The sequence below is a fragment of the Actinomycetospora corticicola genome (genome assembly GCF_013409505.1).
Classification (GTDB): Bacteria; Actinomycetota; Actinomycetes; order Mycobacteriales; family Pseudonocardiaceae; genus Actinomycetospora; species Actinomycetospora corticicola.
Map to the genome: position 1 here is coordinate 1,358,015 of NZ_JACCBN010000001.1, position 24,958 is coordinate 1,382,972.

The 24,958-nt window shown below is 74.1% G+C and carries 24 protein-coding genes; 10 read left to right on the forward strand and 14 right to left on the reverse strand.

What is annotated here, in order from left to right:
- Positions 1-113: 113 nt before the first annotated feature.
- A complete protein-coding gene (locus BJ983_RS06515) occupies positions 114-1,619 on the reverse strand; it encodes a mannitol dehydrogenase family protein (RefSeq protein WP_179793076.1) in 1,506 nt (501 codons plus the stop codon).
- A gap of 108 nt (positions 1,620-1,727) precedes the next feature.
- On the opposite strand from BJ983_RS06515, the gene BJ983_RS06520 reads away from it, so the two are divergent.
- The gene (locus BJ983_RS06520) at positions 1,728-1,865 is read left to right on the forward strand and encodes a hypothetical protein (protein WP_179793077.1); all 138 of its coding nucleotides are present in this window, start codon (positions 1,728-1,730) and stop codon (positions 1,863-1,865) included.
- Positions 1,866-1,883: 18 nt separating this feature from the next.
- Here BJ983_RS06520 and BJ983_RS06525 read toward each other — a convergent pair whose 3' ends face one another.
- Positions 1,884-2,624 carry an SDR family oxidoreductase gene (locus BJ983_RS06525; RefSeq protein ID WP_179793078.1) on the reverse strand — a complete coding sequence of 247 codons (741 nt, stop codon included), beginning with the start codon at positions 2,622-2,624 and terminating at the stop codon, positions 1,884-1,886.
- A gap of 166 nt (positions 2,625-2,790) precedes the next feature.
- On the opposite strand from BJ983_RS06525, the gene BJ983_RS06530 reads away from it, so the two are divergent.
- Genes BJ983_RS06530 through BJ983_RS06545 form a run of 4 tightly spaced genes read left to right on the forward strand, consistent with a single transcriptional unit; the run spans position 2,791 to position 7,049 of the window.
- Positions 2,791-3,696: a LysR substrate-binding domain-containing protein gene (locus tag BJ983_RS06530; protein ID WP_179793079.1), complete on the forward strand. Its 906-nt coding sequence runs from the start codon at positions 2,791-2,793 to the stop codon at positions 3,694-3,696.
- A 52-nt stretch (positions 3,697-3,748) separates the two neighbouring features.
- Positions 3,749-4,012, forward strand: coding sequence for a hypothetical protein (locus tag BJ983_RS06535; protein ID WP_179793080.1), 264 nt, complete (start codon positions 3,749-3,751; stop codon positions 4,010-4,012).
- Between the two features lie 32 nt (positions 4,013-4,044).
- The gene (locus tag BJ983_RS06540; protein WP_179793081.1) at positions 4,045-5,034 is read left to right on the forward strand and encodes a bile acid:sodium symporter family protein; all 990 of its coding nucleotides are present in this window, start codon (positions 4,045-4,047) and stop codon (positions 5,032-5,034) included.
- Entirely contained in the window at positions 5,031-7,049 is a 2,019-nt protein-coding gene (locus BJ983_RS06545; protein ID WP_179793082.1) for an acyl-CoA dehydrogenase family protein, read from the forward strand. The genes BJ983_RS06540 and BJ983_RS06545 overlap by 4 nt, the downstream gene beginning before the upstream one ends.
- 3 nt (positions 7,050-7,052) lie before the next feature.
- On the opposite strand, the gene gad is transcribed toward BJ983_RS06545, so the two are convergent.
- Positions 7,053-8,444 carry a glutamate decarboxylase gene (gene gad / locus BJ983_RS06550; RefSeq protein ID WP_179793083.1) on the reverse strand — a complete coding sequence of 464 codons (1,392 nt, stop codon included), beginning with the start codon at positions 8,442-8,444 and terminating at the stop codon, positions 7,053-7,055.
- A gap of 107 nt (positions 8,445-8,551) precedes the next feature.
- Here gad and BJ983_RS06555 point away from each other — a divergent pair, with 107 nt between their 5' ends.
- Complete coding sequence (locus BJ983_RS06555; RefSeq protein ID WP_179793084.1) at positions 8,552-9,727, forward strand: CHAD domain-containing protein; 1,176 nt, start codon at positions 8,552-8,554, stop codon at positions 9,725-9,727.
- Positions 9,728-9,796: 69 nt separating this feature from the next.
- Here BJ983_RS06555 and ppk2 read toward each other — a convergent pair whose 3' ends face one another.
- A complete protein-coding gene (gene ppk2 / locus BJ983_RS06560) occupies positions 9,797-10,747 on the reverse strand; it encodes a polyphosphate kinase 2 (protein WP_179793085.1) in 951 nt (316 codons plus the stop codon).
- Between the two features lie 89 nt (positions 10,748-10,836).
- Between ppk2 and BJ983_RS06565 the strand changes: the two genes are divergently transcribed.
- Entirely contained in the window at positions 10,837-11,265 is a 429-nt protein-coding gene (locus BJ983_RS06565) for a PaaI family thioesterase (protein WP_179793086.1), read from the forward strand.
- On the opposite strand, the gene BJ983_RS06570 is transcribed toward BJ983_RS06565, so the two are convergent.
- Both BJ983_RS06570 and BJ983_RS06575 read right to left on the reverse strand, forming a co-directional pair.
- Positions 11,240-11,851, reverse strand: a complete 612-nt coding sequence (locus tag BJ983_RS06570) for a rhomboid-like protein (RefSeq protein WP_179793087.1) — start codon at positions 11,849-11,851, stop codon at positions 11,240-11,242. The two genes, BJ983_RS06565 and BJ983_RS06570, sit on opposite strands and share 26 nt — an antisense overlap.
- Positions 11,852-11,900: 49 nt before the next feature.
- The gene (locus BJ983_RS06575) at positions 11,901-13,334 is read right to left on the reverse strand and encodes an amidase (RefSeq protein WP_179793088.1); all 1,434 of its coding nucleotides are present in this window, start codon (positions 13,332-13,334) and stop codon (positions 11,901-11,903) included.
- A 104-nt stretch (positions 13,335-13,438) separates the two neighbouring features.
- Here BJ983_RS06575 and BJ983_RS06580 point away from each other — a divergent pair, with 104 nt between their 5' ends.
- Positions 13,439-14,380 (forward strand): LuxR C-terminal-related transcriptional regulator, encoded by a 942-nt coding sequence (locus tag BJ983_RS06580; protein WP_179793089.1) that lies wholly within the window; start codon positions 13,439-13,441, stop codon positions 14,378-14,380.
- Positions 14,381-14,390: 10 nt separating this feature from the next.
- Here the strand turns inward: BJ983_RS06580 and BJ983_RS06585 are convergent, their stop codons facing one another.
- Both BJ983_RS06585 and BJ983_RS06590 read right to left on the reverse strand, forming a co-directional pair.
- Positions 14,391-14,906 carry a hypothetical protein gene (locus tag BJ983_RS06585; RefSeq protein ID WP_218890139.1) on the reverse strand — a complete coding sequence of 172 codons (516 nt, stop codon included), beginning with the start codon at positions 14,904-14,906 and terminating at the stop codon, positions 14,391-14,393.
- A gap of 15 nt (positions 14,907-14,921) precedes the next feature.
- A complete protein-coding gene (locus BJ983_RS06590; protein WP_179793090.1) occupies positions 14,922-15,371 on the reverse strand; it encodes a MarR family transcriptional regulator in 450 nt (149 codons plus the stop codon).
- A 118-nt stretch (positions 15,372-15,489) separates the two neighbouring features.
- Here BJ983_RS06590 and BJ983_RS06595 point away from each other — a divergent pair, with 118 nt between their 5' ends.
- Positions 15,490-17,337 carry an HNH endonuclease signature motif containing protein gene (locus BJ983_RS06595; protein WP_179793091.1) on the forward strand — a complete coding sequence of 616 codons (1,848 nt, stop codon included), beginning with the start codon at positions 15,490-15,492 and terminating at the stop codon, positions 17,335-17,337.
- A gap of 10 nt (positions 17,338-17,347) precedes the next feature.
- On the opposite strand, the gene BJ983_RS06600 is transcribed toward BJ983_RS06595, so the two are convergent.
- The 3 genes from BJ983_RS06600 to BJ983_RS06610 all read right to left on the reverse strand — a co-directional run bounded on the left by BJ983_RS06600 (position 17,348) and on the right by BJ983_RS06610 (position 20,490).
- Complete coding sequence (locus BJ983_RS06600) at positions 17,348-18,127, reverse strand: methyltransferase domain-containing protein (protein ID WP_179793092.1); 780 nt, start codon at positions 18,125-18,127, stop codon at positions 17,348-17,350.
- A gap of 7 nt (positions 18,128-18,134) precedes the next feature.
- Entirely contained in the window at positions 18,135-19,448 is a 1,314-nt protein-coding gene (locus BJ983_RS06605; protein ID WP_343053814.1) for a ferredoxin reductase family protein, read from the reverse strand.
- A gap of 97 nt (positions 19,449-19,545) precedes the next feature.
- Complete coding sequence (locus BJ983_RS06610) at positions 19,546-20,490, reverse strand: esterase-like activity of phytase family protein (protein ID WP_179793093.1); 945 nt, start codon at positions 20,488-20,490, stop codon at positions 19,546-19,548.
- 132 nt (positions 20,491-20,622) lie between these two features.
- Between BJ983_RS06610 and BJ983_RS06615 the strand changes: the two genes are divergently transcribed.
- On the forward strand, positions 20,623-21,489 hold the full coding sequence (locus tag BJ983_RS06615) for an NAD(P)-dependent oxidoreductase (protein WP_179793094.1): 867 nt from the start codon (positions 20,623-20,625) through the stop codon (positions 21,487-21,489).
- Here BJ983_RS06615 and BJ983_RS06620 read toward each other — a convergent pair.
- Genes BJ983_RS06620 through BJ983_RS06630 form a run of 3 tightly spaced genes read right to left on the reverse strand, consistent with a single transcriptional unit; the run spans position 21,486 to position 24,863 of the window.
- On the reverse strand, positions 21,486-23,156 hold the full coding sequence (locus tag BJ983_RS06620; protein WP_179793095.1) for an FUSC family protein: 1,671 nt from the start codon (positions 23,154-23,156) through the stop codon (positions 21,486-21,488). The two genes, BJ983_RS06615 and BJ983_RS06620, sit on opposite strands and share 4 nt — an antisense overlap.
- 23 nt (positions 23,157-23,179) lie before the next feature.
- Entirely contained in the window at positions 23,180-23,995 is an 816-nt protein-coding gene (locus BJ983_RS06625; RefSeq protein WP_179793096.1) for a hypothetical protein, read from the reverse strand.
- Positions 23,996-23,999: 4 nt separating this feature from the next.
- Positions 24,000-24,863 (reverse strand): sigma-70 family RNA polymerase sigma factor, encoded by an 864-nt coding sequence (locus tag BJ983_RS06630; RefSeq protein WP_179797428.1) that lies wholly within the window; start codon positions 24,861-24,863, stop codon positions 24,000-24,002.
- Between the last annotated feature and the right edge of the window lie 95 nt (positions 24,864-24,958).

The following is a 24,958-nucleotide window of genomic DNA, read 5'->3' on the forward strand; positions in this document are numbered from 1 at the left end:
GGAGAGGTCGTCCCCGCCGATCTCTGAATCGTTCAACACGCTAGCACGCACACCATTCCCGTCCCGGGACACGGACGCGTGCCCCGGGAGTCGAGTCGTTCCCGGCCGGTCGGTCAGGCCCCGTCGAGCACCGCGCGCAGGGCGGCGCGGGCTCCGTCGGAGTGGAGCCGGTCGAGGTGGCGCCGGTAGGCGGCGGTGAAGCGCTCGTCGTCGGCGAGGTCGCCGAACAGCGAGGTGTCCCGGAGGAAGGCCAACGGTTCGTCCGGGTAGCGCCGGGCGGCCGCGGTCCGCTCCTCGGCGCGGCCGGTGTCGACGACCTCGATCGGCTCACCGGCCTCGTCGACGCCCTCGGCGTACCGGGCCCACGCCGCGACGATCAGCGCGGAGCGCTCGATCTCGCCGTCCTGCGCGAGGTTGCGGCGGATCACGGGGACCAGCCACGGCGGGATGCGGTCGCTCGACTCCGCCGCGAGCCGGGCGAGGGTGTCCCGGATCTCCGGGTTGGCGAACCGCTCGATCAGCGTGGCCTTGTAGTCGTCGAGGTCGACGCCCGGCACCGGCAGCAGGGTGGGCGTGGCCTCGGCGTCCATGTAGCCGCGCACGAAGCGCACGAACTCCTCGTCGGCGCAGACCTCGTGCGCGTAGCGGAAGCCCGCGAGGTACCCGAGGTAGGCGATCGCCTGGTGCGAGGCGTTGAGCAGGCGGAGCTTCATCAGTTCGTACGGCTCGACGTCGTCGACCACCTGCACGCCCGCCTCCTCGAACGCCGGGCGCCCGGCGGCGAAGCGGTCCTCGAGCACCCACTGCGTGAAGGTCTCGCAGACCACCGGCCAGCCGTCGTCGACGCCGGAGCGGTCGGCGAGTTCCCGGCGGTCCTCGTCGGTGGTGCGCGGGGTGATCCGGTCGACCATCGAGTTGGGGAAGGGGACCTCACGCTCGATCCAGTCCGCGAGGTCGTCGGAGGTCCGGCCGTCCCGCTCCCGGGCGAACGCGGTGATCATCCGGTGCGCGACGTCGCCGTTCCCCGCGATGTTGTCGCAGCTCATCACCGTGAAGGGGCCGGTCCCGTCGTCGCGGCGCCGGCGCAGGGCCTCGACGAGGAACCCGAAGGCCGAGCGGGGCACCGTGCCGGCCTCGCGGGCGATGTCGTGGGCGACGCTCTCCTCGGAGCCGTCGAACTCCCCGGTGGCGGTGTTGACGTGGTAGCCGCCCTCGGTGACGGTCAGGCTCACGATGCGGGTGGCCGGGTCGGTCATGCGCTCGAGGACCGCGTCCGGGTCGTCGGGGGCCACCAGGTAGTCGACCATCGACCCGATGACGCGCGGCTCGCGCGAGCCGTCGGCGTGCTTGAGCACGAGCGTGTAGAGGTCGTCCTGGCGTTCCATCACGGCGCCCATCGCGCGGTCGGCGTCGAGCACGCCGACCCCGCAGAGCGCCCAGTCGTGGTCGCGCCCCGCCGCGAACAGCCGGTCCAGGTACATCGCCTGGTGCGCGCGGTGGAACCCGCCGACGCCGATGTGGACGATCCCGATCGCGAGGCCGTCCCGGTCGTACTCCGGCACCGGGACCGAGAGCTCCGGCAACGAGGCGCGGTTCAGGGCCACAGCGTCGGCGCTCATGCGGCACACCCTAGGAGCGCAAGCGCTTGCCGTCACGGGTCGCCGTGAGTCGATCACGGGGAGGTGGGTAGCCGCGCGTTCCGAGCACTCGACGACGAGGAGATCCCGATGAGCGAGCAGCCGCGGCCGCAGGCCGACTCCGACGACGACCACGCCCGCAAGGAGGTCAACCCCGACCTGCACGGGCAGGCGAAGGACGTCGAGGAGAAGCGGGCGAACGACGACCCGGAGACCACCGGCGCCTGACGGGCCGCCCGTGTCGTCCTACCGGCCACCGGCGACGTCGAGGACGCTGCCGGTGGCGTAGGACGCCTCGTCGGAGGCCAACCACACGACGGCCGCCGCGATCTCGTCGGCCGTGCCCGCCCGTCCGAGGGGCACGGCCGGTCCGAGGCGTTCGACCCGGTCGGGCTGGCCGCCGGAGGCGTGAAGGGCGGTGTCGATGATGCCGGGCCGCACGACGTTGACCCGGATCCCCTCGCCCGCGACCTCCTTGGCGAGGCCGAGCCCGAGGGTGTCGACCGCCGCCTTCGACGCGGCGTAGTCGACGTACTCGCCGGGCGAGCCCAGCCGCGACGCCGCCGAGCCGACCAGCACGATCGACCCGCCGTCGTGACCGTGGGCGGTGGACATCCGCCGGACGGCCTCGCGGCAGGTGACGATCGTCCCCGTCACGTTCGTCGTGAGCATCCGCTCGACGCGCTCCACGGTGAGCTCGTCCACCCGGGACTTCTCGCCCACGATCGCGGCGTTCGCGACGACGGCACCGAGCCGCCCGAGGGTCGTCGCCGCCTCCACGGCCGCGACGACGTCGGCCTCCACCGCGACGTCCGCCCGCACGGCCGCCGCGCGCCCGCCCTCGCGCTCGATCGCGGCGACGACCGCCGACGCGGCGTTCTGGTCGGAGCGGTAGGTCAGGCACACCGCCCATCCGGCGGCGGCCGCCCGCCGCGCGGTCGCCGCGCCGATCCCACGGCTGCCTCCGGTCACGAGCATGCTGCGCATGGGGGGATCATCCCGCGCACTTCTCCGGAGCGCGTCGCTCGGCGCCTGATCGCGGATCGATGCGGACGAGCGGACCCTCATGGGGCCGGACGACCTCGGCGTGGACCGCTGAGGGCCCGTTGATCATCGACGTCGTAGGGTACGGCGGCACCGTAGGCTGCGGCGGGTGTACGACCTGCTCGACCTGCGTCTGTTCGTCGCCGTGCTCGACGAGGGGTCGATCACGGCCGGCGCCGACCGACTGCCGCTGAGCCTGCCGTCGGCCAGCGCCCGCATCCGAGCCCTGGAGGCGCGGGCGGGCGTGACCCTCCTCGCGCGGGGCCGCCGCGGGGTCCGGCCGACCCCGGCCGGCGTCGCGTTCGGCCGGCGGGCGCGGGAGGCGCTCGACGCGCTCGGACGGCTCGACACGGCGGTGGCCCCCTACGTCGCCCCGGCCGCGCGGCGGCTGACCCTCGTGGCCGGGAGCTCGGCGATGGAACGCCTCGTGCCGCGGGCCCTCGTCGCCTTCCTGTCCACCCATGCGGAGGTCGACGTCGCGCTGCTCGAGCGCAGCACCGCGGACGGCCTGCGCCTGCTCGCCGACGGGGAGGTCGACCTGGGCATCGTCATCGCCGACCCGCGGGACGGTCCGCCCGCGCCCGGGGACCGCCTCGTCGACGACTCGCTCGTGGTCATCGGAGCCGCCGGGGGAGTCCTCGCCGGGACCGACCGGGTGGGCTTCGCCGAGGTCGCCGAGCACCCGATGGTCGGCCTCGCCGTGGACGCGCCGCTGCAGGCGACCCTGGAGGCCAACGTCGGGGACCGTGCTCCGCTCGCCCGGCTCCGCGGCCGGGCCGCCCGGCTGGGCACCGTGGTCGACCTCGTCGCGGCGGGCGTCGGCCTGGCCGTGGTGCCCCGCCACGTCGTCGACCCCGGGCGGGGCCTGGAGGTCAGTGAGCTCGCCGAGCCGTGGGCGCACCGCACCCTGGTCCTGCGCCGCGGCACCCGTGCCCGCCCCGGGGTGGAGGAGTTCGCCGCCGCCCTGCGCGCCGCCGCTGGGCACGACGCTGCCTCTGTCGGAGCCGAAGGCTGACTTCCGCAACCCGTTCTAGGAGGCCCGCCGTCGGGACCGGACCGTGGAACGCATGGCCCCCTCCACCGTCCGTGCCCTCCTCCCGACGGTCTCGACCGTGCTCGTCGTCGCCGTCGGCGCCGCCGCGACCCGTGCGGTCCACGGCGGGGTGCCCGCCCTCCTCGTGCTCGGCGTCGTGCTCGGCGTCGCGCTGATCCTGGTGGCCGTCGCAGCCGTCGCGACCAGGTCCGGCCGCGCGACCCGCCGTCGGGACGACCTCGATGCGGAGTGGGCGGCCGTCGCTCCCCGGTGGGCCGGGTGGGACTCGCCACGGTGAAGGTGGGGAGGTCGTTACGTAACCTACCGACCATGCGGCGGTTCCTCACGGCCAACGCGTTCGTGCTCTCCCTCCTGGTGACGGTGGGGATCGCGACCCTCCTGCCGGCCCGGGGCGGGTTCGCCACCGTGGTCGACCACTCGACGACCGTCGCGATCGCGTTGCTGTTCTTCCTCTACGGCACCCGGCTCTCTCCGCGCGAGGCGTGGGAGGGGCTGCGGCACTGGCGGCTGCACGTGACCGTGGTGGTCGCGACATTCGTGGTCTTCCCGCTGCTGGGCCTGCTCATCGGCCTCACCGACCTCCCGACCCCCGAGCTCGCCGCCGGCGTCGCGTTCCTCTGCTGCCTGCCGTCCACCGTGCAGAGCTCGATCGCGTTCACCTCGGTCGCCCGGGGCAACGTCGCCGCCGCGATCTGTGCCGCGTCGTTCTCGAACCTGCTCGGGATCGTCGCCTCGCCGCTGCTCGTCGCGCTGGTCCTCGGCGGGCAGGGCGGGATCTCCGGGCAGGCCGTGCTCGACGTGGCCCTGCAGCTGCTGGCGCCGTTCCTGGCCGGCCAGCTCCTCCGGCCGCTCATCGGGCGGTTCCTGGCCCGCCACCGCCGGGTGCTGGGCCTCGTCGACCGCGGCTCGATCCTGCTCGTCGTCTACTCGGCCTTCGGCGAGGGAGTGGTCGAGGGCGTGTGGCAGCGGACGTCCGTGGTCTCGCTGCTGGCCCTGGTCGGCCTCGAGGTGGTGCTGCTCGCGGTCGTGCTGGTCGCGACCTGGCACGCGGGCCGCCTGTTCTCCCTGCCCCGCGAGGACCGCATCACGATCATGATGTGCGGGTCGAAGAAGTCGCTCGCCTCGGGCCTGCCGATGGCGGGCGTGCTGTTCGCCGGACCCGTCGTCGGGCTGATCGTGCTGCCGCTGATGCTCTACCACCAGCTGCAGCTGATGGTCTGTGCGGCGCTCGCCCAGCGGCTGGGGCGGGACGTCGACGATGCTGCTCCGGTGAGCACCCCCGTGGAGGTCCGCCGATGACGTCGTTCGTCCCCGAGATCCGGATGCCCGAGGGGGCGGCGGAGCTCCGCACACAGGTCCGCACCTTCCTCGGCGAGGAGCGGGCACGCGGCACGGTGCTCGACCGGCCCGACTCCTGGTTCGCCGGCTGGGACCGCGGGTTCAGCCGACGGCTGGCGGAGCAGGGGTGGGTCGGGATGACCCTGCCGGCCGCGTACGGGGGCGGGGGCCGCTCGCCCCTGGAGCGCTACGTCGTCATCGAGGAACTGCTCGCCGCGGGCGCCCCGGTCGGCGCGCACTGGGTCTCCGACCGGCAGGCCGGGCCCTCGATCCTCGCGAACGGCACCGACGAGCAGCGCGAGCGCTACCTGCGGGCGATCACCCGCGGCGAGTGCTTCTTCTCGATCGGCATGAGCGAGGAGGGCGCCGGCTCGGACCTGGCCGCCGTCGCGACCCGCGCCGAGCCCGGCGACGACGGCGTCGTCCGGCTCACCGGCGTCAAGATGTGGACCGGTGGGTCGCACGTCAACGACGCCGCGATCGTCCTCGCCCGCTCCGATCCCGACGCCGGGTCCAAGCACGCCGGGCTCTCCCAGTACGTCGTCGACCTCCACGCCCCCGAGGTCCGCGCCGAGCCGATCCACCTGCTCACCGGCGAGCACCGCTTCAACGCCACGCACCTCGACGGGGTCCCGGGCGACCCGCTCGGGCCCGAGGGATCGGGCTGGGCGCAGGTCACCGGCGAGCTCGCGCAGGAGCGCAGCGGCCCGGAGCGGTTCCTCTCGACGTTCCCGCTGCTCACGGCCCTGCTGCGCCACGGTCTTCCCGACGCCGGGGCGGGGCGGGTCGGGCTGCTCGTCGCGCGGCTCGCGTCGCTGCGCCGCCTGTCGCTCGGTGTCGCGAGCGCCCTGGAGCGGGGGGAGTCCCCGGACGTCGCGGCCGCCCTGGTGAAGGACCTCGGCACCCGGTACGAGGGCACGGTCGTGGAGGAGGTGCGGGCACTGTCCCCGGTCGTCGCCGACCCGTCCGCTCCGGTGGGGTCGCTGGCCGAGGTGCTGGCCCTGGGGATCGGCCACCTGCCCGCCTACACGCTGCGCGGCGGCACCAACGAGATCCTGCGCGGCATCATCACCAAGGGCCTCGCCACGTCGCCGGACCCGGAGGAGGGCGCGCGCGCCCTGGACGCCGACACGCCCGTGGCCGAGCAGGTCGAGGCCGCCCGCGCGCTCGGCGCCGGGGTCGCCGAGGGGCCGACCGTGGAGGACCTCGTCGCCCGTCGGGTGCTCACCGCGGCCGATCTGCCTGTGCCGGACGGCCTGCTGACCGTGGCGTTCGACGACCGCGTCGTGGTCCGCGACGCCGGGGAGAGCCACGTGGTGCTCGACGGCGAGCTCACCCGCGTGCCGTGGGGCCGCTCGGCGCCGACGGTGCTGGTCACGCGCGGCGCGCACGGCCCGCTCGCGGTGCTGCTCGAGGTGACCGAGCCCGTCGTCGGGAAGGGCGAGAACCTGGCGGGGGAGCCGCGGGACTCGTTGACGCTGCACGAGGTGACCGTGGCGGCGTCGCCGCTCGACCCGGAGGCGGCGCTGGGCGCCTGGCACCGGCTGGCGCTGCTGCGGGCGGCGCTGATCGCGGGCGCGGCACGGCGGGCGAGCGAGCTGGCCATCGAGCACGTCCGTACGCGCGAGCAGTTCGGGAAGCCGCTGGCCTCGTTCCAGGCGGTGAAGCAGTCGGTGGCCGAGCTGGTGGAGGAGGTCGCGCTCGTCGAGGCGGCCGTCGCGGTGGGGGCCGAGCGCGGCGGGGAGTTCGGGGTGGCCGTCGCGAAGGCGCAGGCCTCGGCGTCGGTCGCGGAGATCACCCGGATCGCCCACCAGCTGCACGGGGCGATCGGGTTCACCGAGCGCAGTGCGTTGCGGTTCGCGACGACGCGGCTGTGGTCGTGGCGGGACGAGGACGGCGACGAGCGCGCCTGGGCCGGTCGGCTGGGCGCGCTCGCCGTCGGGACGGACGACCTCTGGGGGCTGGTGACCGGCTGAGGTCTACCGGCCCGTGTGCGCGAAGGAGCTGTCCTCCTCCGCCGTCCGGATCGACTCCTTCTGCCGGTCGAGTCGACCGAGGACGGTCGTGAGGTCGGCGAGGAGCTGGGCCGCGAGGGAGTGGGTGAAGCCGTTGCGGATGACGAAGCGGAGCACGGCGAGGTCGGTGCGGTCGGCGGGGAAGGTGTAGGCCGGGACCTGCCAGCCGTGCTCCCGCAGCCCGGCCGAGACGTCGAAGACGCTGTAGTGGGTCACGTCGTCGCGCAGGCGGGTCGCGAAGACCGGCAGCTCGTCGCCCCGGGTGAGCAGCTCGAACGGGCCGAGGTCGGCGATCCGGTCGGCGAGCGCCGTCGCGACCTCCCGGCAGTGCCGCTGCACCCGCGTGTAGCCGTCCCGGCCCAGGCGCAGGAACTGGTAGTACTGCGCGGCGACCGGGGCGCCCGGGCGGGAGAAGTTGAGCGTGAAGGTGGCGAGCTCGCTGCCGAGGTAGTTCACGCGGTAGACGAGCTCCTCGGGCAGCGCGTCGGTGTCGCGGAAGGCCACCCAGCCGAGCCCCGGGTAGACGAGGCCGTACTTGTGCCCCGAGGTGTTGATCGACGCGACCCGCGGGAGCCGGAAGTCCCAGACGAGGTCGGGGTCGAGGAACGGTGCGACCATCGCGCCCGAGGCGCCGTCGACGTGCACCGGGACGTCGGGGCCGCCGTCGGCCGCGAGCCGGTCCAGCGCCGCGCAGATGTCGGCGACCGGCTCGTAGCTGCCGTCGAAGGTCGACCCGAGGATGGCGACGACGCCGATCGTGTTCTCGTCGACGTGCTCCAGGGCCGTCGCGGCGTCGAGGTGGAAGCGGTCACCGGCCATCGGCACGAGGCGCGGCTCGACCTCGAAGTAGTTGGCGAACTTGTCCCAGCAGACCTGGACGTTGCCGCCCATCACGATGTTCGGGCGCCCCGTCCCGGCCCCGCGGGCGATCCAGCGCCGCTTGAGGGCGAGCCCGGCGAGCATGCAGGCCTCGCTCGACCCCGCGGTCGACGTCCCGGGCGCGGTCGAGGGGTCGGGGGCGTGCCAGAGGTCGGCGAGCATCCGGACGCAGCGCTGCTCGAGCTCGGCGGTCCGCGGGTACTCGTCCTTGTCGATCATGTTCTTGTCCGCGCAGGACGCCATGAGCGCCGCGGCGTGCGGCTCCATCCACGTGGTGACGAACGTGGCGAGGTTGAGCCGGGAGTTGCCGTCGAGCATGAGCTCGTCGTGCACCAACTGGTGGGCGACCTCCGGGTCGAGCTCGTGGTCCGGGAGTCGGGTGGAGGGCATCGAGCCGGGCTCGGCGGTGAAGGTGGGCACGAGCACGGCGTCCAGGCCGCTGCCGGCCCGGGGGGTTTCAGGCGGGGTCACGTCCATGATCGTGGACCTCCCGACCGAACGGCACGGTGAACAGCCGTCGACGTCGCCGGATCGATGCGCCCGGCCCTGTGCCCGGGGGCGGGTGACGGGGTAAGGATGCGCTCGTGGCCAAGACGAAGACCAAGGCGAAGAACAAGCCCGAGGCGAAGAAGTCCGCGGCGAAGAAGTCCGCGGCGAAGAAGTCCGGGGGGAAGACCAAGGCCGCGTCGGTGACGGCGTCGACCCTCGTGCTCGCCGCGATCCGGGAGCGGGTCGCCGCCCTGCACGCCGCGGTGGAGTTCGAGTCCGACGAGCCGGTGCCGTCGGTCGACGACGCCGAGGTGGTCGACGCCGAGGTGGCCGATTCCGACGCCGGGGACGAGGACGAGGACGGTGGCACCTCGGTGACCGTGTCGGCCGCGCCGTCGGAGGTGCCGGACGCCGATGACGCCGATGACGCCGAGGACCTCGAGGACGACGACGAGGACGACTCGGTCGTGGCGGCCGGGATCGACGTCGAGGGCCTCGCCGAGGTGCTGGCGGACCTGGACGCGGTGGTGAGCGGGTTCGCGCCGTTGATCGAGGGCCCGGACGTCACGGCGCTGCGCGCGGAGCTCGCGTGGGCCCGGTCGATCGTGGACGAGGCGCACGGCCTGGAGGAGACCGTCGGGGTGCTCGAGGACCTCCTCGGCGGGCTGGACCCGTCGCTGCGTCTCGGCCCGGTGGAGCAGCGGCTGCGCCTCGTCGTGTCGGAGCGGACCACGGAGCGCCGGGACGCCGTCGCCACGATGCTCACGCAGCCCGAGTGGGCGAGCCTGGTCGAGCACGCCGACCGGCTCGTGCTCACCGCCCCGATCGCCGGCACGAAGCCGAAGCAGACCGCCGCGGTGCTGGCCCGGACGTTGACCACGGCCGACGAGGCCGCCCGCCAGGCCGCCGACGCGGCGGTGACGGAGGCCCGCGGGTCGGACCGCGCGGGCGACCCGCAGCTCGCCCCGGTGATCACCGCGGCGTCCACCGTCGCGACGACGGCCCGCGTCACCCAGCCCGTCCTCGGCAAGGACGCCCGCAAGCTCGCGCGGGCGGCCGACGCGCTGGCCACGGCGCTGGTGGAACGGCGGCGCAGCGAGTCGGCCGCGCACTGGCTGGTCGACCTCGCCGACCTGGCCCACCGGGCGGGCGAGCCGAGCTTCACCTACGGCGTGCTGCACGTGGGCGCGCGGACCCGCCGTCAGCAGGCCGACGAGGCGCTGGCCGCCGCCGTCACCGCCTACACGAAGCCGAAGCTGCACAAGCTGTAGGCGGACCGACCGGCACCGTCGCGGCAGCCCTCCGCGGTGGTGCCGGTCCGGTTCCCGTGACGCGTCCGGTCAGCGCAACGGCGGCGCCTGGCGGGCGGACTCCTCGCCGTGCTCGAAGAGCTCCGAGGCCGGCCCGACGACGGCGGGGTCGGCCGCGTAGGCGACCTCCGGGTCCTTCTCCGGGTAGTCGAAGCGGTGCAGGACGTGCCGGATCGCCTCCAGGCGGGCCCGCTTCTTGTCGTTCGACTTCACCACCGTCCACGGCGCGTCGGCGGTGTCGGTGTAGAAGAACATCGCCTCCTTGGCCGCGGTGTAGTCGTCCCAGCGGTGGATCGAGGCGAGGTCGTTGGGGGAGAGCTTCCAGCGGCGCACGGGGTCGACCTGGCGGATGAGGAACCGCGTGCGCTGCTCGGACTGCGACACCGAGAACCAGAACTTGACCAGGTGGATCCCGCTGCGCACGAGCATCCGCTCGAGGTCCGGGGTCTCGCGCATGAACTCCATGTACTGGCGCGGCTCGGCGTAGCCCATCACGCGCTCGACGCCGGCGCGGTTGTACCAGGACCGGTCGAACAGCACGATCTCCCCGGCCGCGGGCAGGTGGACCACGTAGCGCTGGAAGTACCACTGGGTCCGCTCGCGGTCGGTCGGCTTCTCCAGCGCCACGACCCGGGTGCCGCGCGGGTTGAGGTGCTCGGTGAACCGCTTGATCGTCCCGCCCTTGCCCGCGGCGTCCCGCCCCTCGAAGAGCAGCACGATCTTCTGCCCGGTGTCCTTCACCCACGCCTGCAGCTTGAGCAGCTCGATCTGCAGGAGCCGCTTCTGCTCCTCGTACTCCCGACGGTCCAGCCGCTGCTCGTAGGGATAGCCCTCGCGCCAGGTGTCGATCACCCGGCCGTCGGGGCCCAGCAGGGCGGGGTCGTCGTCCTCGGCACCGTCGGTGTCGACGGAGAGCTGCTCGATCGGCACGCCCGCGAGGTCGGCGAGCTCGTCTCGGTCCGGTGTCACGGTCGCGATCATGGAGGGGCGAGGTGACCGACAGGTGAACGTCGACCGGAGGTCGTCGTCCCGCCATCTTCCCGACGACGGGTCGCCCGAGGCTTCCGACCATGGCCCAGCTGCTCGACGGAGACGCCCTGCTCGCCCGCGCCGACGCCGCCCTCGCGGTAGCGCTGCCCGATGCCCTCGGGCTCGAGTTCGTCGACCCCGGGGACCCGCTGCGCGGGGTGGCGCTCGAGGTCGCCGGGATCGCGGTCACCCCGGCCGCGACGCTGCACGCCTCGGCGCTGGCCGCGGCGTTCGAGCTCGCCGGCTACCTCGCCGTCCTGCCCACGCTGACCGTCGCCGAGCACGCCGTCACCCACCAGAGCTCGACGCAGTACCTGCGCGCGGCGACCGTCGGGCAGCGGGTCCGGGTCCGCGCAGAGCTCGTCCGCCGGACCCGCGCCCTCGCCTTCGTGGGGGTCACCGCGGAGCGCGAGACCGACGGCGTCGTCCTCGCGCAGGGTCAGATCACGAAGTCGGTCGTGGCGTTCTGAGCAGCGTCGCGGCCAGGACGAACCCGATCGCCGCCGCGATGAGGTGCCCGACGGTGGTGAAGTCGGGCAGCAGGCCGAACCACTCGGCGTCGGCGATCGGCCACCCCAGGACGAACAGCACCCACGGCGCCCACGCCTTCCGCGGCAGGGCGACGACGAGGGCCGCGAGCGCCGCCTGCGCGCCGTAGGAGATGCCGACGTCGACGGCGGAGCGGGTGTCGTCGGGGTAGCGCCCGGAGCGCAGTGCCACGACGAGGACGGCTGCGGTCAGCAGGGTCGCCCCGACGTGACCGCCCAGGAAGACCGTGGCGGCCCGGCCCGCGCCTCGGTGCGCCTCGATCCACCAGAGCGCGACCCCGATGCCGAGCCACAACGTGATCAGCAGGCCGGGGTCGAGCAGCGGGCCGTCGGTGACGACGGCACTCCCGACCAGCGATCCCACCGGGTGTCGTGCGAGGTTTTCGAGGTTCGTCGAGAGCCAGGCGACCGCGCCGTCCGCCGCGGGGGAGAACGTGAACCAGGCGTGCGCGACGAGCAGGACGACGAGGAACCCGCAGGTCCACGGTCCCCGTCGCACGTAGCTCACGGGGAGGAGCCTCCCGTGCCCGACGTCAGGCGGGCGTGTCAGGCCGGGATCAGCCGACGACGGTCCCCGGACGGCGGTCCTGCCAGGGCAGGGCCCGCTCCAGGTCGCCTGCGAGACCGAGCAGCGTGGCCTCGTCGGCGTACGGCGCCATGACCTGGACCCCGATGGGCCAGTTCTCCTCCGTCGTCCCGAGCGGTAGGGAGATCGCCGGGTTGCCCGTGACGTTGGAGAGCGCGGTGAACCCGGCCGTGCTGAAGATGTGGTCGTACCAGCCGCGGGCGTCGAGTGTCGGGTCGTCCGCGTTCAGGTACCCGGCGGCCGTGTTGGGCGCGTTCATCGTCGGGGTGAGGACGACGTCGTACTGCTGGTGGAACACCCCGAGGGTCCGGCGGACGATATTGAAGACGCGCTCGGCGGCGTAGATGTCCGCGGCGCGCAGGGTCCGGCCGTACTCCGCGCAAGCCCGCGTCGTCGACTCCAGCTGGTCCGGGCCCGGGGTGACACCGAGCGCTGCGCCGATGATGTCGATGCCGTCGGCGAGGAAGGAGCACCACGCGATGAAGTTCGCATCGTCGAAGGCCGCAGCTTCGACAGCGGGCGCGGCGCGCTCGACGTGGTGGCCGAGTGCCTCGAGCGTCCGGCCGGCCGACTCCACCGCATCGACGCAGCGGGGGTCCACCACGCCGTGGCCCGAGAACGGCTCCGTGTGCAGGGCGATCCGCAGTGGTCGGCTCCCCGCGTCGACCTCCTCGACATAGGGCCGCGCCGGGTCAGGTAGCCGGTAGCGGTCGCCGGGCTCGTAGCCGTGGACGGCGTCGAGGAGGCCGGCGCAGTCGCGCACCGATCGGGTCAGGACGAACTCGACGCCCAGGCCCAGCAGGGGGTCGCCGTAGTCCGGTCCCGGGCTGGTCCGTCCCTGGCTGGGCTTGAGTCCCACGAGCCCGCAGGCCGCTGCCGGGATCCGGATCGACCCGCCGCCGTCGTTGCCGTGGGCGACCGGCAGCGCCCGCGCCGCCACGAGTGCGGCCGCACCGCCGCTGGAGCCGCCGGGGCTGCGGTGCAGGTCCCACGGGTTGCGGACCGAGCCGGTGGCCACGGGCTCCGTGTTGGCGTTGAAACCCAACTCGGGGGTCGCGGTCAACCCGAGGGTCGCGAGCCCGGCACGGCGGAAGCGCGTGACGAGGTGGGTGTCGGTGGGCATCGGGACACCCGCGCCGAGCAGCCTGCTGCCCGAGCGCGTGGGGACGCCGGCCGCATGGGCGATGAGGTCCTTGATCGCGAACGGGACGCCGGCGAAGGGACCGTCGGGTGCATGGTCGAGCGGGGTGTCCCACGGTCCGCTGACCAGCGCGTTGACGGCTGGCTGAACCGCCTCCAGGGCCTCGGTGGCCGCCTGGAGCACCTCGGCGTCGCCGACCTCCCCGGTCCGGATCATCGCCGCCAGTGCGGTCGCGTCCAGCTCGGCGTACTCACTCGGTTTCATCGTCGTTCCCCTTCCGAACAGGTCCGCCGCGGACGCTAGGAGCCGCCGACGGGCCTGCCATCCGTCGATTGACGGACCGGCCACGCGTGGTCGACGCTCCGGTGGTGACCGCTCTGGCCGCCGCCCGGGAGCTCGGCGAGTCCCTGCGCCGACGCGACGGGCACCCACCGCCCGCGCACCTCGCCGACGGGCTGCGGCAGGTCGTGCGGTCGGACTGCCTCGCGCTCTCGATCTGGGATCCGGTCGCCCGTCGACACCGGACGCTCACCTCGTCGTACCCGGAGGTCGTCACCGGGTTCCTCGAGGTCACGATGCACACCGAGCCGCTGTTCACCGTCGTGCGCCGCCGCGGCGAACCGGTCCGGGTGCGCGATCTGAGCCCCGCGCAGCGCTCCGGCGACGTCTTCGACACCGTCATCACGCCGCACGGCTTCCGGGACGGCGTCACCCAGTGTCTGTTCGCACCCGACGGACGCTACGTCGGCATGTTGAACGCGAGCACGCTCGACACGAGCCGTCCCGACGACGAGGCGATGACGCTGCTCGTGCTGCTCGCGCCCCAGCTCGGCACGGCACTGGACCCGACGCCGGTGCCGGGCGCCCCGGTCCGCCGGCTCGACGACGGGAACACCGAGGGGCTGCGGCTCGGGTCGGACGGCAGGATCGGTGCCCTGACGGCCGATGCCCGCCGTGATCTGCTGGAGGAGCCCTCACCGCTGCGGGCTACGGCCGCTCGGCTGCGGGGAGGACCTCTCCGTCGGCTGCTCGTGCACCGGGGCGCCGTGTACGACGTCGAGGTGTATCGCTCCGGCCCCGACATCGTGGTCCTGTACGGCGAGACGGCGGCACCGGCGGGTCTCAGCACGCGGGAGCTGCAGGTCCTCGTGCGCCTGGCCGAGGGGTGCAGCAACGCCGAGATCGGCGCGCACCTCGGCATCGGCGCGCGGACGGTCGCCACGCACGTCGAGCACATCCTGGCCAAGACCGGGGGCCGCAACCGGGTCGCCGCCGCCCGGACGGCGGCCGAATGGGGCCTGCTCTGCTGAGTCGCGCGCGTCAGGCCGCGGCGAGCACCCGTGTCGACGTGCGACGACGCCACGGCGTCCGTCCCCACGGCTTGGCGACCGAGGCCCACGTCATGAGCAGGAAGGCCGCCATGCTGACCAGCGGCCCGACCACGAGCGGCACGGCGACCGGGCTGGGGGACGTGCCGAGGGCGACGCTCTGCTCGACCCACACCCCGACGAAGAAGGTGCTGTAGAGGATCACGGCGACGGTGAGGACGAGCTTGACCAGCACCCACCAGTACGTGACGAGTCCCCACGGCGTCACGAGGGACAACACGACGCCGGTGGCGAGCGCGAGGAAGGCGCCCGGGATGACGAGCCAGAGGTCGATCGTCGAGACGAGCAGGTAGCAGGCCCGCCGCAGTTCGACGTCGTCCGTCACGGCCGCCGTCGAGGTGAGGACGACGTTCGCGGCGCCTGCGCCCATCCAGCCGAGCGAGACGACGACGTGGACGAACACCAGGAGCTGGCGGGTGCGCTTGCCGACCAGGGACGCCACGGGCATCAGGTGCCCGCGGTTTCAGGGTCCTGAAACCTCGACGGCTCGGGCGATCCGGCCGAGCAGCCCGGTGAGCGTGGCGAGTTCGTCGGCGTCGAGCCCGAGGGCCTCGGGTCGGTCGGCCTCCTCGACGAGGGGCGTGGCGCGCGCGAGGACGTTCCGGCCGGAATCGGTGAGGTGGACCGGTGCGGGTCGGCCGCGACCGGAGGCCGCGCGCTCGACGTAGCCGGCGCTCTCCAGTCCCGGCAGCAGCTCGCTCATGCTCTGCGGGGTCATGAGGCAACGGCGGGCGAGCTCGGACGAGGTCGCGCCGGGGGTGTTGTCGAGCTGGACGAGGACGCCGAACTGGGTGGGCGTGAGTCCCACCGGCGCGAGCGTGCGGAACAGCCGCGGGGCGAGCAGCAGGTGGGTGCGGATCACCGACCAGCTCGGCAGTGCCGCGATCCGCTCGTCGGTCCAGAGGTCGGGCACCCGCGGACCCTAGCCCGCCGGAGGCGAGGGCCCCGAGTGGCGTGTCCGGCGTATGGCGGCGTCGAAGTTGCTCCGTTCGCCGGTTGATCTTCTCGAACTGGTGTTCGATACTGAGTGCATGGCGATCGACGCGGCGTGGGACCCCTGGGCGGGGCCCGAGCCCGAGCCGCCGTGGGAACCCGAGGACCACGACGAGCCCGTGTTCGTCCCGCTCTCCGACGAGGAAGCGGCCTGGTGGGAGAGCATCTCCCCGCCCGTCCAGAACGACGGCTGGCACGACGACGAGCCCGCCGAGCCTGTCCTCGGAACGACCGCGCCGGAACCGGGCTGGGCGGTCCCCGGGGTCACCGACACCGCTACCGATTCGACGGACGGGGTGTCCGCGTCCTCGCAGGCGGTGCTCGACGAGGTCGACGCCGCGACCACCGCACACCGGCTGGCCGGGGCCCGGCTGTACCGGGCGGTGACGGCATTACGGGCCAGCGACGTGCTGGCCGAGACGCGCTACCAACGGCTGCCGCGGTTGTTGGAGGACCACGTCCGGCTCGACCCCAAGACCGTCGCGATGCTCGACCGGCACGCCGAGGCCCTGCACCCGCACCTCACCCCGACCGGGGCGACCACCCCCGCCCAGCTGCCCGCCACCAGTGCGGCGGTGGATGACGGGGTGATCGACGAGGCGCACGTCGAGATCATCAGCAAGACGATGGACCGGCTCCGGAAGGTCGACGACCTCGACGAGACGGTCCTCGCCGTGGCTGAGGAGCAGCTCGCCACCCTCGCCGCCACCCACTCGCCGCGAGCGTTGGCGTCGGCGGCGAAGACGGTCGCCGACCGGCTCGATCCCGACGGTGCGCGCCCGAAGGACGACGACCCGATCGGCAACGAGCTGCACCTGACCAAGCGCCGCAACGGCGACCTCCACGCCAAATTGGTGCTGCGTGAGCCGGCCGCGGCGGCGTTGTTCGACGACGCCATCCGCGCCGCGACACCCGCTCCGGCGTCGGCGGTGACCGCCGATCCCGACACCGGGCTCCCACCCGTCGCCGACGATCCAGACGGCGGGCGTCGGGTGGGGGTCGATCCGCGGGTCGAGGCCCGCGACTCCAAGCCCAACCGGCAGGCCACCGGACTGCTCGACCTGACCGCCGCGAGCCACCACGCCGGGCTCGACCACAGCGAGGACGAGCAGCACCCCGGCAGCCCCACCGCCTCCATGCCGCTCCCCGACCTCGACGACCACGGCGACACCACCGCCTGGCCCACCGAACCCGCACCCGACACCGAGGCCGCCCAGGCCGACGAGACCGTCGACGACGAGACCGCCAAAGACCCGGCCGTCGACGATGACCCCAGGCAGCCGGACTCACAGGGGCCGGACGATCAGGCCGTCGATGAGCCCGAGGTCGAACCGCCGCCACAGAAGCCGTGGACCCCGCCGAACTTCGACGCGATGTCACTGCCCGGGCGGGAGCGGGTCACCCTCACCGTCACCCTGGATTACGAGACGTTGCGCCAACAACCCAGCGACGCCCACCAGGCGCTCGCGCTGCTCGGGGACTCCACCTGGATCCGCCCCGAGACCGCCCGTCGATTGGCCTGCGACGCCGAGATCATCCCGGTCGTGCTCGGGTCGAAGGGCGAGGTCCTCGACATCGGCCGCAAGACCCGCGCCGTCCCCGCCGGGATCCTCCGCGCCGTGGTCCACCGCGACCGGCACTGCGCGTTCCCCGGCTGCCGCCGGCGAGCCCGCACCACCCAGGCCCACCACATCACCCACTGGGCCCACGGCGGCGACACCGCCCTGGACAACCTGGTCTGCCTCTGCCGGAACCACCACGACCTGGTCCACCACGCCGGATGGGACATCGCGATGATCGACCACCTGCCCTGGTTCACCCCACCGGCCTGGCTCGACCCCACCCGAACACCGAGACACAACCGCCCCTGGCAGCGGATCGCATGAGCGCGTCCGATCACCGAGGACGGGGCTCCGCGAGAACGGTGGCCCAGACGTGTGTCATCGAGCGGACGTCGCCGGAGAGGGACGGGCGCAGTCCCGTGGCCGGGCCGCCGGCGAGCTCCGCGTCGAGCTGGCGCCGGATCTCCTCCCGGTCGACCTCGGGGGTGCGGCTGCGCTCCATCCAGTCCTCGACGTCGAGCGGGTTGTCGCGCCGATCGGTGGAGACGGGTGTGGCGCCCGCGTCGGTGAGCAGCCCGTGGATCTCGTCGGTGCTCAGTGTCCGGCCGTGGCTGGGATCCCGGAGCCGCTCGAGGTGGGTGTTGCGGTCGATCAGATCCGGGTCGGCGTCGTCGAGGACGAGGTCGGTGATGCCGACCCGACCGTCGGGCCGGACGACGCGGACCATCTCGCGCACGACCGCGGCCGGGTCGGCCACCTGGTGGAGGGTGAGCCGGCAGACCACCAGGTCGAACTGGGCGTCGAGCCAGGGGAGGGCCGTGGCGTCGCCCACCGCGAAGGAGATGTTGCGCAGGTCGGCGTCGCGGGCGATGCGGTCGCCGTGGGCGAGCATCTCCGGGGTGAGGTCGAGTGCACTCACGTGGGCGAGTCGCGGTGCGAGGGCACGGCCGAGGTGCCCCGCCCCGCAGGCCACGTCCAGGGCCTGCTCGCCGGGCTCCGGTGCGAGCAGGTCGACGATCCAGTCGAGGTTGCTCGCGAACACGCCGGTGTCGGTGAAGGTCGGGGCCTGGAGCCGGAACTGCTCCCGGATCCTCGCGTTGTGCTCGTCGCTCACGTCGCGATCATCGCGCGGACTCCCGACGGCGGGTGCCCTGCACCGGGATCGCGCCCGACCAGCCGAACTGCTCGCTGTGGATCCGCTCGGCCGGGACCCCGAGCTGTTCGATCGCCGCGAGCGAGCCGGTGAGCAGCGACGGCGAGCCGCACACGAACCAGTCGAGGTGGCGGCGGCCGCGGCCCGGGACGACGTCGTCGAGCAGTCCGGCGTCGACCCGCCGTCCGGAGGTCCGGGTGATCCGCAGGTCGAGACGTCGGGCGAGCGAGGCGAGCTCGGGCTCGAAGAGCGGTTCGTCGGGGCGCTGGGCGACGACCATGTGCACCGGACGCGGGTCGTCGGAGTCCGCGAGGGTGCGCAGCATCGACATCATGGGCGTGATGCCGACGCCCCCGGCGACGAGCACGAGCCCGGGCGCCTCCGGGGCGGCGCTGAAGGAGCCGTGCGGGCCGTCGAGCCAGACCCGCGAGCCCGGCGGGAGCGACGCCAACGTGGTCGAGAAGTCCCCGCTGCCGCGGACGGTGAGCTCGAGGCGACCCGTGACCTGCGCGGACGAGGCGATGGTGAAGGGGTGCTCCTCGCTGCCCAGCACCGAGCGGCGCAGTCGGAGCCACACGAACTGGCCCGCGTGGAAGCGCATGCCGCGGTGCAGGTGCACCGGGGCGAGCACGAGCGTCGCCGTCGACGGACCCTCCGGGCGCACGCCGTAGACGACGTAGGCGCCGTCGCGGGAGAACAGCGGCCGCCACACCCACCGCAGGAACAGCACGGCGAGGAACCCGAGGGTCAACGCGGAGAGGACGACCCGCAGCACCGGGTCCTCCAGCAGGTGGCCGAGCCAGAACACGTGCAGCCCGGCCAGCACGATCGCAGCGGCCGCTAGCAGCACGTGCGCCCGCGCCCACACCTCGTACCGGCGCCCGGAGCGCCGACCCCAGGCCGCGACGAGGCCCACCGACAGCATCGCCGCCGTCGCCCACCAGCCCCATTGGATCGACAGCGAGGCCGTGAACGGGTTCCACAGCTTCGGCGAGCGCACCACGGCCACCGCGAGGTGCACCAGGACCGCGGCGATCGCCACGATCCCGAGCCACCGGTGGGTGCCGATGATGCGGTCGATCCCGAAGGTCCGCGTGAGGGTGCGCAGCCGGGCGGGGGCGACGATCGTGAGCGCCAGGGTCACGAGTGCCACGACGCCGACCGCCGTCAGGACCACCGAGAGCGGCCGACCGTCCGCGCGCCAGACCGTCAGCACCACCGGCCCCAGCAGCAGCACCGCTGCCACCGTCGTCCAGAGCGTCCGTCGTCTCGCGAGATACACGGGGCGCGACGGTAGGGAGGCGCACGGTGACGACCCCCCGAACCTGAGAGCGCCGACGATCAGTGGTGCCGTGGGCGCGACGAGAGGCGGGAGCGACTCAGAGAGCCGTCCGCAGCCGGTAGGTGCGGGTGATCTGCTGCGGGCTGTCGTTGTCATCGCTGACCAGGAGCAGGTCGAGGGCGCCGTCCGGATCGCGTCCCGTGATGGTCATGCCCTCGATGTTGTCGAGCAGCGGGTTGTGCTGCGGCTGCTTCGCCGTGGCGCCCAGCGAGGGACAGGCGCCGAGGTCCGCGAGCACGGTCACGGCCGCGGGGCTCGTCCGCGGGTCGACCAGCAGGAGGTGCACGGTGTTGCCCGTGGCCTTCTCGTAGCCGCGTTCGAGGGCGAGCAGGCGACCGTCGCCCACCGCGACCAGCTCCGAGACGCCGAGGTCGGCGGGCAGCGGCATCGGGATCTCGGTCCCCGGGACGTCGTTCCGCCAGGTGAGCAGGCGCGTGTCGGCCTCGCCGGTCAGCGGCTTCTCCAGCGACGCGACCAGCGTGCCGTCGGGTTGCCGGGCCAGCCCCTCGAACGTCGCGTTGTCCTGCGTCCGCCCCGCGATGTCCGCCGGGATCGGGAGCGCGCCGATCAGCCGACCGTCGGGGGAGTAGCGGAGCACCTGCGGCCCGGACTCGTCGCCGATCAGCAGCGTGCCGTCCGGATCGATCACCAGGGACTCGGAGTCGAGCGGCTTCCCGGCGGGGTCCGCGAGGACCACCGAGCTGAGCGGCCGGGTGGCCGACGCGTCGAGGGTGAACAGCACCGAGCGGTCGGACAGGGCGTAGAGCGTCCCGTCGGACCGGGCGGCGAGCGCGGACAGGTTGCCGACGGTCTGCCCCTCGAACGTCTGTCCCTCGAGCGCGTCGGAGTACGACTCGATGGTCGTGCTCGGGGAGCACGGTCCCGGCCCGCTCCCGTTCCCGTCGGCGGGTTGTGCCGGCCGGGGTGTCGCACATCCGGCCAGGGCGACGGCGGCGACGGCGGTGAGCAGGAGGCGGCGCACGGCGGAAGCGTGCCCGACCCGGGTGGCGCGCCGGTGAACACGGTGAGCAGCGGGACGACGAACGGACGGCACGACGGTCGCCCGGGGCGCGCGTCACGTGTGACCGACCGCCCGGCGGGCGACCCGAGCGCCATGAGCATGACGGTGGCGGTACTGGGGACGGGACTGATGGGCTCCGGCATGGCGCGGAGCCTGCTGCGCGAGGGCCACACGGTCCGCGCGTGGAACCGGACCCGCGACAAGGCCGACCCCCTCGCCGACGACGGCGCCACGGTGGTCGACACCGCGGCCGAGGCGGTCGACGGCGCCGACGCGGTGATCACGATGCTGTTCGACGCGGACGCCGTGGCGGCCACGATGAGCGACGCGCTGCCGCACTTCGGCGGGGACACGGTGTGGGTCCAGACCTCCACGGTCGGCGTCGACGGGATCGAGAAGCTGGCGCGCCAGGCGTCCGACGCGGGGGTCGCCTTCCTCGACGCCCCCGTCGTCGGGACGAAGGGGCCGGCGGAGCAGGGGAACCTCGTGGTCCTCGCCTCGGGGGAGAAGGACCTCGTCGAGCGGGTGCAGCCGGCGCTCGACGCCATCGGCCAGAAGACGGTGCACGCCGGTGACGTCGGCACGGGCAGCCGGCTGAAGCTCGTGGTGAACGCCTGGCTGTCGACGGTGGTGGGTGGCGTCGCGCAGTCGATCGCGCTGGCCGGCGACCTCGGCCTCGACCCGCAGCTCTTCCTCGACACCATCGACGGGCAGGCGCTCGACAGCCCGTACGCGCAGCTCAAGGGCAAGGGCATGGTCGAGGGCGACTTCGAGCCGTCGTTCGCGGTCGACGGGGTCCTCAAGGACACCCACCTGATCCTCGACGCCGCGCACTCGTCCGGGACCTTCACCGGGCTCCTCGCGATGCTCGCCGACCGGCTCTCCACCGCCGACCGCGCCGGCCACGGGGCGGAGGACACCGCCGCGGTGGTGCACGCCTACCGGGCGCACCGCGACTAGACCAGCCGGTCCCGCACCGTCCGCACCTCGCCCGCCAGCGCCACCAGCACCCCGTCGTCGGGTCCGGGCTCGGCGGTGCCCTCGAGCACCGCGAGCGACCGTCCGACGGCGGGGTGCTCGTGGTCGGGGTCGAGCAGGGACGCCGTCGCGAGGACGCGGAGGTCGACGAGGCCTTCGCGGAAGCGGTCGAGATCGGCCTGCTGATCGGTGGTGAGCCGGTCGTGGTCGGGGGTGAGGTCGGCGGTGGCCCGCAGGGCCCTCCGCTGCGCGGCGACCACGTCGCCCCGGGGCCCGCCGAGGGACCGCACCGCGGCCACCGTCGCCGACACCGCCTCCTCGACCCGCGCCCGCAAGACCGGCGGCCGGACCCCGGGCACCACCGCGAAGCCGACCACCACCGCGATCACCAGCGCGCCCGCCGTCAGCAGCACGTACTCCACGAGTGTCCCGACCGGGTCGAGGTGGCGCAGCGAGGAGTTCATCGCGACGCTCATGCACACCATCGCCGCGCTCCCCAGCGCCGGCCGCGTGGTGATCGTCGACAGCCCGATCACCAAGGCCACGCCCGCGATCGGGGCGTAGGCGGCGGACGGCACCAGCAGGATCACGACGATCACCACCGCCGAGCCCGCGGCTAGCCCGACCACCCGTGGCCAGGCCTTCCCGAGGGTGTCGCGCCAGCTCGCCTGCAGCACGCCGAACGTCGTCATGAGCAGCGTCGGGAGCAGCGGATCGCCGGGGCGCAGCCGCATCGAGAGCAGCAGCGCGGCCAGGACGCCGAGCCCCGTGCGCAGCGCGTGCCGCACCTGCGCGGTCCGCAACCACCCGCTCAGCGGCACCGAGCGGAGGTCCCGCCGGGCCTCGGCGGGGACCGACACCGGCGCGTCGTCCCGCTCACCGGCCGCCCGGTCGATCGCGTCCAGCGCGGCGTGCGCCGCGTCGAGGGGCCTGTTCCCGACGTCGGGTGTGGTCGCCCGGGGCGGATCGCTGCGCTTCGCCCGCACCCGGTCGGCCACCTCGTGCGCGCGGGCGCGGAGGTCGTCGAGGGCCGGGTCCTCGGCGTCGGACCGTCGGGCCAGCGCCTCGGCCGAGCGGCGGGCGAGCCGGAAGCGCCCGGCCTCCTGCAGCACCGTCCCGAGCCACCGGCGACGCCCGTCGGCGTGCCACAGCGAGACCGACCCGGAGACGTCGCCGTCCCCGTCGAGCAGGTCGGCCACGGCCGCCCGGGTCGGCTTCGACGGGTCGGCGATGCCGAACGCGAGCCGGAGCACGAGGGCCACGACGACGCCGGCCGCCGCGGCGAGCACGAACTGCCGCGAGCTCGCGGGGGAGAGCAGCGGGATGCCGTAGGCGAACAGCGTGACCATGCCGAGCCCGAGCGCCGTCGTGGAGTACCGCGACCCGCGCAGCGGCAGCAGCGCGCCCGCCGTCACGATCACCACGATCAGGGCGAACGCGGCGGGGCGGGACAGGTCGGCGAGCAGGCGGGGCCCGACCGCCGCGCCGAACAGGACCGGGGCGAGGACGGCGAGCCGGCGCAGGTCCGGCCACAGCGGGCCGCCGAGCGACGTGATGAGCCCGAACAGCGCGACGAACGCCCCGACGACGGCAGCGGGACCGGCGCCGAGCAGCGTCCCGACCACGAACGCCGGCACCGCGACGATCACGAGCAGAGGGAGCAGGCCGCCCTTCACCGGCCGGGTCCGATCACGGAATCGTGGTGCAGGTGCTGGTCGGCGACGAGGGTCAGGAGGCGGCGCGCGGAGCGCGGGGAATCGACGACGCCGGGCGGGACGGCGCCCCGGGTCTGCCGGTAGGCCCGCGCCGCGAGGTCCTCGAGCAGGTCGCTCACCGGCCCGTCGGTCGCGAGCCGGAACCCGGTCGCACGGCCGAGGTGGCGGGTCCCGGTGGAGCCGTAGGTGCGCTCGGCGTACTCGGGGAAGACCCCCGCGAGGAACAGCGCACCGTCGCCGATCCGGCGCCAGACGCCGGGACGGGCGTCCTCGGGGGTGTCGGCGAGCAGCTCGGCGAGCCGGGGCAGGTCGAGCTCGTCCCACCGGCGGCCGCGGGGCCGCCCGCGCCCGTCGCGGCGCCAGGCCACGCCCGACGTCAGGCGCGCGTAGGAGGCGAGCAGCTCGGCGAGGAAGAGCCGGTGGGCGGGATCGGCGGCGAAGGCGGCCAGGACGGGGCCGTCGAGGACCGGGATCCGGGCGCGCGGCCCGGTGCGGTCGAGGACCGAGGTCCGGCCGACGAGCGCGTTCGCCGTCCGGTGCACGGCCGCGGCGAACACGAGGAACGGCGAGACGTACCGGAAGCGCTCGCCGGGGTCGTGCGTGGCCGAGAGCACGGCGTCCGCGACCGCGGGCCGGTCGAGCAGGTCGAGGACCAGCTCCGGTCGGCGGCGCAGCGCGGGGACCTGGTCGGGCCGGTCGTCGGTGAGGGCGAGCAGGTCACGGTCGGTGAGGTGCTCGCCGTAGCGGCCGGCCACCGCCTCGCGTGAGGTCATCCGGTCATGCTGCCTGCACACCGGCCAGCTTGCCCGGACTGAGCTGTGCGGCGAGCCGCACCAGCGCCCCGGTCTCGGCGTCGAAGGCCGCCTGCATGACGACCGTCAGCACGCCGTCGACCCGGACGAGCACGCCGGGCGTCCCGTTGACCGGACCGACCTCGATCGTCGCCGCGGCGGCCTGGCGGGCCAGTCCGGCCACGAACCGGGCCACCCGTCCGCCGCCCTCCACCGGCCGCCGCGCCGCGCTCACCACGCCGCCGCCGTCGGACACCGCGACCGCGTCGTCGGCCAGCAGCGCCTCCAGGGCGCCGAGGTCCTGACCGGCCGCCGCGGCGAGGAAGCGGGCCAGGAGGTCGGCGACGCGCTCCGGGTCCGCCTCGAAGCGGCGCCGGCCGCGCACCCGCTCCCGCGCCCGGTGGAGGTGCTGGCGGACGGTCGCCTCGGACAGGTCGAGGAGGGTCGCGACCTCGGCGTGCGGATGCCCGAACGCCTCGTGCAGCACGAACACCGCGCGCTCGGCGGGGGAGAGGGCCTCCATCAGCTGGAGCACCCCGAGCGAGAGGGTCTCGCGCTGCTCGGCGGTCTCCATCGGCCCGAGGTCGGTGGCACCGGGGCCTGCCTCGGTGCGCACCGGCTCCGGCAGCCAGGGCCCGACGTAGTCGGTGCGCAGGACCCGCAGCGAGGTCAGCCGGTTCCGGCACAGGTTGACGACGACGCGGGTGAGCCAGGCGGGCGGGTCCCGCACCTCGTCCTCGGCGCCGGACCACCGCAGCCACGCGTCCTGCACGACGTCCTGGGCCTCGTGCAGTTCACCGAGCATCCGGTAGGCGAGCCCGGTGAGTCGGCCGCGTTCGGCCTCGAAGATCTCGGAGAGACGGAGCGCAGCGGAGCTCGACCATCGTCGGGGGAGACGGAGCGCAGCGGAGCTCGACCATCGTCGGGGGAGACGGAGCGCAGCGG